Genomic DNA, 12,663 nt, shown 5'->3' with positions numbered 1-12,663 from the left:
ATCCGTTATTCCTTGCGGGCCGCGGGTGCAGCGTCGGAGCCCGCATCGGCCTGCTTGCCGGGATTAAGGGTTAGGCCGGTGGCGGGATCGACGGTCACCTCGACAGTCCGGGCATTGGCGCCCGGTTTGACCTTCTGCAATCCGTCGATGATCACGCGATCGCCCGATACGGCGCCGCGTTCGACGAGCCAGTTATTGCCGATCGCCTGAGCGACTTCGATGATACGCTGCTCGACCTTGCCGTCCTTGTCGACGAACATGGCGGTCGCCTGCCCGAGCGGATTACGCGACACCGCACGTTGCGGGATCATGATCGCGGCGGGATCGACACCGGCCACGACGCGCGCACGCACATACATGCCGGGCAATAGCGCCCGGTTTGGATTTGCGAAGATGGCGCGGGTGCTGACCGAACCGGTCGCCTCATTCACGCTGGAATCGGTGAAGCTGTATTTGCCTTTCTGATCGTAGGTCTTGCCGTTCTCCAGCAACAGCTCGATCTGGACATGGCCGTCAGGCTGCTTCAACCGCCCGTTCTGAAGCTGCGATCGCAGGCGCTCCATTTCCGAGGTCGATTGATCGAGATCTACATAGATCGGATTGAGTTGCTGGATCGTGGTCAGCGCACTGGCCTGGCTCGCGGTGACCAGGGCACCCGGCGTGATCGACGACTTACCAATGCGGCCGGAAATCGAGGCGGTTACCTTCGTGCGATCCAGGGCGATTGCCGCGGTATCGCGATTGGCCTCTGCAGCCTTCAAATCTGCTTCGCCCTGCTTGAAGGTCGCGACCGCATCATCGACATCCTGCTGACTGGCCGCATTGGTCTTGAGCAACTGCGTCTTGCGCTCGGCCTTGAGCCGCACACTCACGAGATTGGCCTGCGCCTTCAGAACCGCAGCCTCCGCGCTCTCCAGTGCAGCCTGATATTGAACCGGGTCGATCTCATAAAGAAGATCGCCGGCTTTCACTTCCGAGCCCTCGACAAAGTTTCGCTTCTGCAGGATTCCTGTGACTTGAGGGCGCACTTCCGAGACCTGATAGGCGTTGACGCGGCCAGGCAACACCGTGGAGACCGGCGCCTCGCGCGTCTTCAGAACAAGGACGCCAACTTCAGGCGCCGGCGGTACCGCAGCTTCCTTCTTCGCCTCACCACATCCAGCGAGCACCAGCAGGCCAACCAGGGCGAAAGGGCGCGCAATTTCAAGGCTCATCATCAGCTCACCAATGCAAAACGGCGCCCGGCATCCACGCAAATCGCGGATGACGTCGCCGTTGGAAATATGTGGAAACTCTACGGTTTCCGTACAGGAAACTTGGTAGTTTCCTTTTGGGAAGTCAAGCGCTACGCTGCGCGGGAGGTCGCTGCTCAAGCGTTTGTGAGGCGGCCTTCATTAACGGGATCGATGCGCGATGGTTGCAACAAGAAGTGCGAGGAAGAATCGCGACGGCACTTTGTCGCAGGCAATAGGTCTGCCCATGGCCAATCCTGCCGCATCAAGCGCTTCGGCTCCGCCCTCCGGCGAACGCACCGAGCATCTGCTCACGGTGGCCAAAGCCACCTTTACGGTGAAGGGCTTCGCGGCGACCACCATGGATGATATCGCTGGTGCGGCCGGGATGTCGAAGAAAACGCTCTACAAGATGTTCGCCAGCAAGAGCGAACTGTTCCGCGCCATGCTGCTGCGCAGCCTGCCGCAGGTCCGGTTTGGTCACGTGGAAGCCAAGGGCACTCCGATCGACCAGTTGAGGCTATCGCTGAAGCGAATTGTCGATATCGCGCTGGCGCCCGACGAGATCGCGCTGCATCGGCTGATTATCAGCGAACGCCTGCTCTCCCCGGATATCGCCGGTATCTTCGCCGAGGTCATCTTCGAGCTGGGTGCCAGGGACATGGTGGAGGCCCTTAAGCGCGTGACACTCCGGTCAGAGCTGCGCGATCAACCCATCAAGCAGGTGTCCGAAATGCTGCTCGGCATGGTGTTCGCCAATGATCATTTCAGGCTGATGGCGGACAACAGTTATCGTCTCAACCGGCGCATGCTTAACGCGCGGATCGACGCGGCGATCGCGATGTTCTGCAAGCCCGCCTGATCGCGCATCCGATTTCTTAACCGATTGATCACCATAATCGGCCAAGCTCCGCCATTGTGCGGCATACCGCCGCGCGCTTGGACCGGATACGGCATGTTCCAGATGTTCCTGCGGGCTCGTGCCCAGAACTATCTTCGCAGCCTTGTCGGCGAGCGTGAGTTCAGGGCACGTTCGGCCGAGCGCGATGCCGAGACCGATCGCGAGCGGCTAGATTTCGTCCTTTCGGCCCTTGATAGCGCACTTAGCAATGCCGAAGCCGAGCAGGCCGGCCTCACCCGGCGCGTCGACGATGTGCTGGCGCGCGCGGCTGTGACCTTCGGCAATGGGGACGATGAGTATCTGACGCGGGAGAAGCTCGACAGCGATCATCTGGATCTGTTCGAGACCGAAATTTCAAACGGCCAGCGCCGGTTGCGCGACCTTGCTGTCAGCATCTCGCACTTCAAGTTCCTGAAGGCCGCCATGCTGTCGCGGTTTCCGGATTACAAAGCCCCTGGGTCGCGGGCACCATCATAACGCAAACGCCTATTCGCTGCGGGCGGAATCCTTGGCATCGCTCCAGCGTCGCTTGAAGCCCGCCGGATCCGGCGACCCGCCATCGCGATTGCGCCGCCGCTCACCGCTGAATGTCCGCATGTGATCATTCACGAACGACGTCAGTTCATTACGGAAACGCTCGGCCGAGAACTTCTCGGCCTGCATCCGGCAGTCAGCGCGCGAAAATGAGCTTTCATTCGCGACGAATGCACGAACGCATTCCGCAATCGCTTTCGGCTCGTTGGAATCGAAGAACATGCCGGTGCGCAATTCGGGCGAGGCCGAAACCGTTTCACGCGCACCGCCGCGGCCGAATGCCAGAACCGGCGCGCCCTCGGATTCCGCTTCCACAACGATGATTCCGAAATCTTCCTCCGCGGCAAAGACGAAGGCACGCGCCGTCGCCATCAATTCGCGCAGCTTCTCATCACTGACGAATCCGACAAATGTCACGTTCGGGCCAGCGATGGCCTTCAATCGCTCGGCATCCGGGCCGTCGCCCGCGACGATCAGCTTCTGGTCCGGCAGTTCGGCAAAGGCCTGGATCACAGCTTCGATTTTCTTGTAGGGCACCAGACGACTTGCCGCGAGGAAGTGGTCCCCGGTCGGCAGATCAGCCGGCAGCTTCGACATGGTCACTGGCGGGTAGATGACCTTGGCGTCGCGGCCATAGACCTTCTTGATCCGCTTGGCGACGAAATTGGAATTCGCCAGCATGGCATCCGGTCCATGGGCCGTGCGCACGTCCCAGATCCGGATCCGGTGCAGCAGCGCTCGCGCCAGCGCGCTCTTGATGCCAGCGGTGTAGCCACTCTCGTTCAGATATGCATGCTGCAGATCCCAGGCATAGCGCATCGGCGAATGTACATAGGATATATGAAGCTGGTTGGGCCCGGTGATGACGCCCTTGGCCACGGCATAACTGCTGGAAATAACAAGGTCGTAGCCAGACAGGTCGAACTGCTCGATCGCGATCGGCATCAGCGGCAAATATGACCGATGACGTTTGCGGATGAACGGCATTTTCTGCAGGAAGCTGGTACGCGCCTTCTTGAAGCCGATCTTGGCGCGATCTTCCGGCGTCAATACATCGAACAGCGTGAACACATCCGCTTCCGGATAGCACTGCAATATCTCGCGCAGCACCTGCTCGGCACCGCCCAGCGTGTAGAGCCAATCGTGGACGACAGCGACGCGCATAGGACCTCAACGGCGAAAACGACGAATATGGGCTGACCTGAAAATAGACCAACGCGCCCCTTCTACAATCCACTCCTACAACTTGCGTTAATTCGATTGCGAACTGTCGGTAAAAATTGAATCAATTCAGACGCATTCTGATAACCTCTGCGGAAGATGCTCCCCAATTCGCAGGGCGCGGGCGGTGCCATATCCAGGGCAGAGGAGCGCGCATTCTGGCGCACCATCCACGCCGTTCAGCACAACGAGAGTTTTGCGCATGATGACGTTACGCCAGGTTGAAGTGATCCGCGCCGTCATGGTGACGGGTACCATTGGCGGCGCCGCCAAACTCCTGAACGTGTCTGCGCCCGGCATCAGCCGCCTGGTCAAATATACCGAGAAGTCGCTCGGCATCCGCTTCTTCCAGCGCCAGAACGGTCGCTATTTCCCGACGCCTGAAGCGCAGAATATTTTCGAGCAGATCAACGGCGTCTATAAGAAAGTCGACGATCTCAGCGAGATCATCTCCAAAATCGGCCACGGAGCGCTGTCGGAACTGCGCATCGGATCGGTTCCCAGTATCTCGCAGGTGATGGTACCCCGCGCCATCGAGCAGGTGCGACGTCGTTACCCCGACCTGCGGATCGACATCAACATTCTTAAGCTCGAGGAGGCGATCGACTACCTGCTGCTCGGTCGCGGCGACTGCGTCGCCATGAGCTATCGGCTCGAACATCCCGGGCTCGACTTCATGCCGCTGGCATCCGGCGAACTGTTCTGCATCGTCCCGGAGGGACACGAACTCGCAGGTCGCAAGCAAGTGTCGGCCAAGGAGATCATCCGGTATCCCCTCATCGGCATCGATCCCAATGATCCCTACGGTCGGATCATGGCGGAGATCTTCGCGCGCAATAAACTCAAATACGACATCACCATCCGGGCGAGATTTGGCACCACGGTCTGTGCCCTGGTGAAGGCGGGATTGGGCATCGCGGTCATCGACCAGTTCACGGTGGCCCACGGCGGCTATCCCGGCGTCGAGGTGATCCGCATCGTCGAACCCACCCGGTTCGATACCTATGTCGCGGTGAAACGCGGCGCGCCGCTCTCGCTGCATATCGAGCATTTCATCGACTGCCTGCGCACCGAGATGCGTGCAGTCGGCCCTCACAAAATTGCCGCTGCAAAGCCGGTCTCGCGCGCCCGTAAAAGATAACATCATGTTATGTTTGTTGCATAACAGGGTAATTGTGTTAGATCGCTGCCGCGCTATCTTCTGTCCCGTTTCTGATGATGATTGACAGTATTGGCCATCCGTTCATGACCTCTTCGACGCCCCATAGCCCCGCGACGGGCCAACGCTTCCTCACCGGCCTGCTCGGTGCGCCGATCGCGCATTCGGCGTCGCCGGCGATGCATGAGCGGGCCGCCAAGGCCATGGGCGCACACGGCTACTATCAGCTGATCGAGATCGCTGGCGCCGACCGCAGCGAATTGCGCACCATTCTGGACAGCGTTCGCCGCCTGGGCTTTGCCGGCATCAATGTGACCTTTCCGTATAAGGAAGCAGTAGTCGATCTGCTCGATGAGCTCTCGCCCGGGGCCAAGGCTATCGGCGCCGTCAACACGGTCGTGGTCCGCGACGGCAGGCTGACTGGCCACAACACCGACACCACAGGCTTTGCCCGCGCAGTCAGGCAGCTCGTCACCAATTCCAACCACGGCCCGGTCGCAGTCATTGGCACCGGCGGCGTCGGCAAGGCCATCGCTTTTGCGCTGGCCGATCTCGGCGTTTCCGAGATCAGGATATTCGATACCGACACGGCCAAGGCCCGGCACCTCGTTTCCCTGCTCCAGAACAGGCAACGCATCCGCGTGGCAGACAGCGTCGATGATGCCGTTCGCGGCGCAGTTGGCATCGTCAACGGCACACCCATCGGCATGCTGCCCAACCGCGGCACGCCGGTGCCCGATGCGCTGCTGCATGCGGAAGCGTGGGTTGCGGATGCGGTGTATTCCCCGCTGTGGACGCCGCTGCTCAACGCCGCCAAGGCGAAGGGGGCACCGGTCATGACCGGCCGCGATCTGGCGATCTACCAGGCCGCCGATGCCTTTGAGTTGTTTACAGGATTTGCGCCTTCTACGGCTGAAATGGGAATTGCTTTCGACGCCGTCATGGTCAAAAGGTACCCGACACCAAACGCAGCCTGAATGAAGCGGCCGCCCATAAGGCCGCGTCGATAAACACAACAATAGCAACAGGAGGATTCCATGAAGCCAGTGTTTTTGGCGAGCGCTCTGCTCGCGACTGTATTGACCGGTGCTGCCATCGCACAGTCCGGAGCGCCTATCAAACTCGCCAATGTCGCCGAATTGTCCGGTGGCGGCGCCACTGTCGGCACCAACTGGAAAAACGGCATCGATCTCGCGATCGAAGAGATCAATTCCAAGGGCGGCGTACTCGGCCGCAAGCTCGAAGTCACGCACGCGGACTCGCAATCCAATCCCGGCGTCGCCCGCGCGCAGGTTCAGAAGGCACTTGACGCCGAGCCTTATGTGCTGCTCGGGCCCGGCTATTCCGGTTCGGTGAAGGTCACGGCGCCATTGGCAGCCGAAGCCGGCATCACGCAGATCATGGGTGGCGAAGCCGCCGAACTGACCCAGGCCGGCAACAAGTTTCTGTTCCGCACCTCGTTCGGCCAGCAGTCATCGATGCCCAAGGTCGCCAAATATATCAACGATGAACTGAAGGCGAAGTCCGTCGCCATCGTCTGGGTCAACAATGACTTCGGCAAAGGCGGGCGCGATTCCATCACCAAGGAATTCGCCAAGTACAATATCAAGGTCGCCGCCGATCTCTCGACCGAAGCCGGCCAGGCGGACTTTGCCGCCGACGTCAGCAAGATCAAGGCAGCGGCTCCCGACGCGGTCTTCGTCTATGTCAATGAAGAAGAGAGCGCGCGCATGCTCAAGGAGCTGAAGCGGCAGGGCGTCACCGTGCCGCTGGTCGGCGAAACAACGCTGGTCGGACAGAAGGTCGTCGAACTCGCCGGCGACGCAGCCAATGGCGCCCGCGGCCATGTCGGTCTCACCACCGACGCGCCGGTCGAACTGATCAAGGCGTTCCGCGACAAGTTCGTGAAGAAGTACAACTACGTCCCGGACCATAACGGCCTCAAGGGCTGGCTCGCGATCTACATGATCAAGGCCACCACCGAGAAGATGGGCAAGGTTGATTCCAAGGGCTTCGCCGACGCCCTGCACGGCTTCACCATCACCGCCGCCAAGGAACCAGGCATTCTGATGGACGCCACTTTCGACGCCAATGGCGACATCGATCGCCAGGGTTTCCTGGTCGAGATCGTCGAGGGCAAGCAGGTCGTCAAGCAGGTGCTGCCGAAGCTCGGCAACTGAGGCGTTTCTTTTCTAACCTCTCCCCGCTTGCGGGGAGAGGTCGTCCGGCGAAGCCGGGCGGGTGAGGGGGGCTCTTCACACGCTCCGAGCCTACGGAGGCTCCCCTCACCCGCCCTCTCCCCGCAAGCGGAGCGAGGGAGCGTACGGCCTGAGCGTCGCGACTACCAAGCCTTTAACTGCGCCATGAGCGCAGTACCGAGAGAACAACCATGTCCAACCTCCTCGACCTCCTAATCGCGGGCCTTGCGACCGGTGCGATCTACGCCATCGTCGCCGTCGGCTTCACGCTGCTGTGGCAGACCTCGCAGACCATCAATTTTGCACAGGGCGAATTTGTCATGCTGCCGGCCTTCCTGATGCTGGCGGTGATGCATGCTGGCGCACCGTTCTGGCTGGCGATCCTGATCGGCATCGCGCTGTCGCTGCTCCTACTGGGCCTCGGCTTCAAGATGCTTCTGGTCGATCCCATGCTGCGCCACGGCGTGCTGCCGCTGGCGATTGCCACCATGGCACTGGCCATCGGCATCAAGGAGGCCGCCAAGCAATTCTGGAGCGCCGAAGCCTCTCCCTTTCCCTCGATCATCCCGGGCGGCGACATCACGATTTTCGGCCGCATCGTGGCCCTGCAGAGCATCGGCGTGCTCGTGCTCGCGATCCTTGCCGTGCTCGGCCTGACGACGCTTTTGAACCGCACCTCGATCGGCCACCAGATGCAGGCGGCTGCGCAGAACCCGACGGTCGCCCGCATCATTGGCGTGCCGGTCGAGCGCATGATTCTGCTGACCTTCCTGATCAACGCATTCCTGGTGGCGCTCGCCTCGTTGCTCATCACCCCGATCTATCTCGCCAAATTCTCCAATGGCGAAGTGCTCGGCCAGGCCGCATTCATCGCAGCCATCGTCGGCGGTTTCAATCAGGTCCGCGGTGCCATCGCCGGCGGACTGCTGATAGGCGTCGTCGACAATCTATCCGCCGCCTATGTTTCGACCCAGTATCGCGCCGCTGTGCCATTGATCCTGTTGATTGCGATCATTCTGTTTCGCCCGCAGGGCATGCTCGGCCGGCCTGAGGAGCGCACCGTATGACCGCGGCGAAGACCCTCAAGATCGGCTTCGGCATCGTTGTCATTGCCGCGCTGATCATTGTCCCGATGAATTTCAACCGCTACGGCCTGTTCATCCTGAGCCAGTGGGCTGTGATGACCATCGCCGCCATGGGGCTCAACCTCACGCTCGGCTATGCAGGACAGGTCTCGCTGGCGCAGGGTGCCTTTGTCGGCATCGGCGCTTATACGGCTGCCATCATGACATCGAACGGCCTGCCGCTCATCGGCGCGCTCGGCGTCGCCATCGTGCTGTGCTTCGCCATTGGCTGGATACTCGGCTATCCCGCGCTACGCGTACAGCACCACTATCTGGCTTTCGTCACCCTAGCCTTTTCGACGCTCGCTTTTCTCGTGTTTAGGAACGAGGACTGGCTGACAAAGGGCATCTACGGCATCAGCAATATCCCGCGCCCAGAAATCTTCGGCTATCCGACGCGGCGACCACTGCCGTTCTATTATGTCTGCCTGGGCTCGCTCGGCGTCGTTTCGCTGGCCGTCTGGTGGCTGATCCGTTCTCCCTGGGGTCGTGCTTTCATTGCGCTGCGCGAGAATCCGGTTCGCGCGCTCTCGCTCGGTATCGATACACGACGCTATACGCTGATGGCCTTTGCGATCGGCTCCGCGCTCGGCGGCGTCGCCGGCACGCTCTATGCGCCGCTCACCCAGTATGTCGATCCCGTGCCATTCCACCTGTCGCTATCCCTTGATCTCCTGATGATGGTGATCGTCGGCGGCTCCGGCTTCTTCTTCGGACCGTTTCTCGGCGCGATGATCGCCGTGCTGCTGCCGGAATGGCTACGCTTCACGCAGGGTTACTACCTGATGCTTTATGCCATCGCGGTGATCCTGCTGCTGATCTATTCGCCGACCGGCATCCTCGGCATTCTCGACCGCTTCATCTCCGAACGGCGCACGAAGGTCGCTTCCGCCCAGCGTGCAGTTGCGAAGGCCAAGCTGGAGGTGACGCCATGACCGCGGTTCTCGAAGTCACCAACATCCGCAAGAGCTTTGGCGGCATCACGGCCGTCAATGGCGTCTCGTTCGATGTGCAGGAAGGCGAAATCCTCGGCCTGATCGGTCCGAACGGCTGCGGCAAGTCTACTTTGTTCAACTGCATCCTCGGCCAGCTCAGCCCAAGCGCCGGTGAGGTCAAGATCGACGGCAAGGTCGTCACCGGTATGCGCCCTTCCGAACTCAATGGCCTCGGCGTCAGCCGCACCTTTCAGCTGCTGCAGGTGTTTCCAAAACTCTCCGTGCGCGAAAACCTGATCCTCGCCGGCCAGGAGCACCAGGGCAACATGCTGACGCGCCTGCTTGGTCCATCCGACGCCGGCCTCACTGAGGCAGCCAATCAGATGATCGGCTTCTTCAAGCTCGACCATCTCGCCAATGAGCCAGCGGGCGGCCTGTCTTATGGCCAGCAGAAGCTGCTCGATGCGGCGATGGCCTTCATGGGTGGGCCACGTCTCGTGCTGCTCGACGAACCCGCCGGCGGCGTCAACCTGACCATGCTGGCCGATCTCAAGGATCGTCTGCGTGCCATCAATCAGGAGAAGCGCGCGACCTTCGTGGTGATCGAGCACAATATGGAATCCGTGATGTCGCTCTGCACGCGCGTCATGGTGATGGCCGAAGGCAAGGTTCTGGCTATTGGCAGGCCTGACGAGGTCCGCGCCAATCCCGCCGTCATCGAAGCCTATCTGGGACATTGAGGATAACGCCATGAGCGATGCAATCCTGGACGTTCAGAATCTGGTCGGCGGCTACGGCAAGATGACGATCCTCAACGGTACCGCTTTCTCGGTCCCGGCCGGATCGATCACCACCGTCATCGGGCCAAACGGCGCTGGCAAGTCCACGGTGTTCAAGGCGATCTTCGGCCTGCTGAAGCTGCGCGAAGGCAAGGTTACATTCAAAGGCAGGGATGTCACGGGGCTCGGCCAGCGCGCGCTGCTGACCGCGGGCATCTGCTACGTGCCGCAGGGCCGCAACATCTTTCCGGAACTCACGGTCCGCCACAATATCGAACTCGGCGCCGTCGCTGCCGGCCGTGACATCACCGATCTGCCGGCCCGCATCGAGGCTGCGCTCGATAAATTCCCCGTGCTGCGTACCAAAGCCAAGCAACAGGCATCCACCCTGTCCGGCGGCGAACAGAAGCAGCTCGAAATCGCCCGCGGCCTGCTGCTCAATCCACAACTGGTGCTGATCGACGAACCCTCCATCGGGCTGTCGCCGCTGATGGTGCTGCAGACCTTCAACATCCTGAAAGAGCTGCGCGACCGCGGCGTCTCGATCCTGATGATCGAACAGAACGCCCGCTCGGCGCTGGAGATTTCCGATTTCGGCATCGTGCTCGAACTCGGCCAGACCCGCTTGATGGACAGAGCCGACCGCGTGCTCAACGATCCGCGCATCGGACAGTTGTTCCTCGGCGGCGCCATGACGGAGACCGCGGCATGAACAAGCTCTCGATCGCCACCGTCTCGCTATCAGGCGCACTGGATGAGAAACTCCGCGCCATCGCTGCTGCCGGCTTTGACGAGGTCGAGATCTTTGAAGCAGACCTTCTCTCTTTCAACGGAAGCCCCAGGGACGTCGGCCAGATGTGCCGCGACCTCGGCCTGACCATCTGCGCTTTCCAGCCGTTCCGCGACTTCGAAGGCATGCCGGAGCCGCAGCGCAGCCGCAACTTTGCGCGTGCGGCGCGCAAATTCGACCTGATGAAGGAGTTGCAGACGGATTTGATGCTGATCTGCAGCAATATCTCGCCGGCCTCGCTCGGCGGCATTGACCGCGCCGCCGCCGATTTTCGCGAGCTTGGCGACCTCGCCGCAAAGCATGGCATGCGTGTCGGCTTCGAAGCCCTCGCATGGGGCGCTCATGTCAACGACTATCGCGATGCCTGGGAGATCGTCCGCCGCGCCAATCACCCGTCCATCGGCGTGATCCTCGACAGCTTCCATGCCCTGGCTCCGGCGTTTCCTGTCAACGCCATTGCATCGATCCCGGCCGACAAGATCTTCCTGGTGCAGCTCGCCGACGCGCCGAAGCTGGGCCTCGATGTCTTGTCCTGGAGTCGGCATTTCCGCTGCTTCCCCGGTCAGGGCGACCTGCCTGTGGCCAAGTTCATGGAAGCCGTGCAGGCCACCGGCTATAGCGGCGCTTGGTCGCTCGAGATCTTCAACGACCAGTTTCGCGCGGGCTCCGCGGTCCGCACTGCCACTGACGGGTTACGCTCACTCATTCTGTTGCAGGATCAATTGGCGAAAACGGCGGCTGAGGCCCTGCAGCCGAAGACATCGACCCGCGGCGTCGGCTTCATCGAATTTGCTGTCAACGAGACCAAGGCAACCGACCTCGCGACGCTGTTCAGCCAGCTCGGCTTTCGCAAGACCGGCGCTCATCGCAGCAAGGACGTCGAGCGCTGGTCGCAGGGTGCGATTGAGCTCGTGATCAATTCCGAACCGGATGGTTTCGCGCATTCGCATTACGTGACGCATGGCGCGGGCGTGTGCGCCATCGCATTGGACGTGGGCAATACCAAGCAGGCGATGGCGCGCGCTGAAGCCTTGCAGGCGCGGACATTCTATCAGCCGGTGGGACCGGACGAACTGGAGATCCCGGCGATCCACGGAGTCGGCGGCAGTCTTCTCTATTTCCTGGAAGCAGCCGGCAAGAACTGGGACGTAGATTTCGAGCCGCTGCAGAGCGATGACGGTACAGACCATCTCTCCGTCGTCGATCACATCTCGCAATCGATGCCCTATGACGAGATGCTGTCGTGGCTGCTGTTCTACACTGGTATTCTCGACCTGCAGCGCCTGCCGCAAATGGAGATTCCCGACCCGGTCGGCCTCGTGCAAAGCCAGGCGCTGATATCAGCCAATCAGTCGCTGCGCATCATCCTGAACGGATCATCCGCAACGCGCACGCTGTCGAACCGCTTCATCTCGGAGTTCTTCGGTTCCGGCGTGCAACACATTGCGTTTTCGTGCGGCGATATCGTTGCGGCTGTGGCCGAGATGCGCAAACGCGGCGCCAAATTCCTGCGCATTCCCGATAATTATTACGATGACGTGGAAGCCAAGTACGGGCTCGATGCCGATCTGATGGCTGCGCTGCGCGACAACCAGATCCTGTATGATCGCGAAGGCGACGGTGAATTTTTCCAGATCTACACGCCGAGCTTCGACGAACGTTTCTTCTTCGAGATTGTCGAGCGCCGCAACTATCAGGGATTTGGTGCGGCCAATGCGGGCATCCGGCTCGCCGCGCAAACGCGTGACGCGCGACCCGTTTCCATGCCGCGCGCCTGACGACTCGTTAAG

At 61.0% G+C, this 12,663-nt stretch carries 12 protein-coding genes; 10 read left to right on the top strand and 2 right to left on the bottom strand.

The features are described from left to right. Window positions 1–5 precede the first annotated feature (5 nt). Entirely contained in the window at window positions 6–1,214 is a 1,209-nt protein-coding gene (locus ACEK02_RS10005; protein WP_371421559.1) for an efflux RND transporter periplasmic adaptor subunit, read from the bottom strand. A 265-nt stretch (window positions 1,215–1,479) separates the two neighbouring features. Here ACEK02_RS10005 and ACEK02_RS10000 point away from each other — a divergent pair, with 265 nt between their 5' ends. Continuing rightward, window positions 1,480–2,094, top strand: coding sequence for a TetR/AcrR family transcriptional regulator (locus tag ACEK02_RS10000; RefSeq protein WP_371421558.1), 615 nt, complete (start codon window positions 1,480–1,482; stop codon window positions 2,092–2,094). A 93-nt stretch (window positions 2,095–2,187) separates the two neighbouring features. Further along, complete coding sequence (locus ACEK02_RS09995) at window positions 2,188–2,610, top strand: hypothetical protein (protein WP_371421557.1); 423 nt, start codon at window positions 2,188–2,190, stop codon at window positions 2,608–2,610. Between the two features lie 9 nt (window positions 2,611–2,619). Here ACEK02_RS09995 and ACEK02_RS09990 read toward each other — a convergent pair whose 3' ends face one another. After that, window positions 2,620–3,831: a glycosyltransferase gene (locus tag ACEK02_RS09990; RefSeq protein ID WP_371421556.1), complete on the bottom strand. Its 1,212-nt coding sequence runs from the start codon at window positions 3,829–3,831 to the stop codon at window positions 2,620–2,622. 259 nt (window positions 3,832–4,090) lie between these two features. Here ACEK02_RS09990 and ACEK02_RS09985 point away from each other — a divergent pair, with 259 nt between their 5' ends. The 8 genes from ACEK02_RS09985 to ACEK02_RS09950 all read left to right on the top strand — a co-directional run bounded on the left by ACEK02_RS09985 (window position 4,091) and on the right by ACEK02_RS09950 (window position 12,651). Further along, entirely contained in the window at window positions 4,091–5,029 is a 939-nt protein-coding gene (locus ACEK02_RS09985) for a LysR family transcriptional regulator (RefSeq protein ID WP_371421555.1), read from the top strand. A 104-nt stretch (window positions 5,030–5,133) separates the two neighbouring features. Continuing rightward, window positions 5,134–6,024: a shikimate dehydrogenase gene (locus ACEK02_RS09980; RefSeq protein WP_371421554.1), complete on the top strand. Its 891-nt coding sequence runs from the start codon at window positions 5,134–5,136 to the stop codon at window positions 6,022–6,024. A gap of 60 nt (window positions 6,025–6,084) precedes the next feature. After that, window positions 6,085–7,227: an ABC transporter substrate-binding protein gene (locus tag ACEK02_RS09975; RefSeq protein ID WP_371421553.1), complete on the top strand. Its 1,143-nt coding sequence runs from the start codon at window positions 6,085–6,087 to the stop codon at window positions 7,225–7,227. 209 nt (window positions 7,228–7,436) lie between these two features. Beyond that, a complete protein-coding gene (locus tag ACEK02_RS09970) occupies window positions 7,437–8,312 on the top strand; it encodes a branched-chain amino acid ABC transporter permease (RefSeq protein ID WP_371421552.1) in 876 nt (291 codons plus the stop codon). Further along, the gene (locus tag ACEK02_RS09965; RefSeq protein ID WP_371421551.1) at window positions 8,309–9,304 is read left to right on the top strand and encodes a branched-chain amino acid ABC transporter permease; all 996 of its coding nucleotides are present in this window, start codon (window positions 8,309–8,311) and stop codon (window positions 9,302–9,304) included. Before ACEK02_RS09970 ends, ACEK02_RS09965 begins: the two co-directional genes overlap by 4 nt. Beyond that, complete coding sequence (locus ACEK02_RS09960) at window positions 9,301–10,044, top strand: ABC transporter ATP-binding protein (protein WP_371421550.1); 744 nt, start codon at window positions 9,301–9,303, stop codon at window positions 10,042–10,044. Before ACEK02_RS09965 ends, ACEK02_RS09960 begins: the two co-directional genes overlap by 4 nt. A gap of 10 nt (window positions 10,045–10,054) precedes the next feature. Next, the gene (locus ACEK02_RS09955) at window positions 10,055–10,795 is read left to right on the top strand and encodes an ABC transporter ATP-binding protein (RefSeq protein WP_371421549.1); all 741 of its coding nucleotides are present in this window, start codon (window positions 10,055–10,057) and stop codon (window positions 10,793–10,795) included. Then, entirely contained in the window at window positions 10,792–12,651 is a 1,860-nt protein-coding gene (locus ACEK02_RS09950; protein WP_371421548.1) for a bifunctional sugar phosphate isomerase/epimerase/4-hydroxyphenylpyruvate dioxygenase family protein, read from the top strand. Before ACEK02_RS09955 ends, ACEK02_RS09950 begins: the two co-directional genes overlap by 4 nt. The last annotated feature ends 12 nt before the right edge of the window (window positions 12,652–12,663 follow it).

Origin of the sequence: Tardiphaga sp., assembly GCF_041424195.1 — a bacterium.
Taxonomy (GTDB): domain Bacteria; phylum Pseudomonadota; class Alphaproteobacteria; order Rhizobiales; family Xanthobacteraceae; genus Tardiphaga.
Note: the sequence above shows the minus strand (reverse complement) of the source record. Positions and strands in the feature narration are given on the sequence as shown.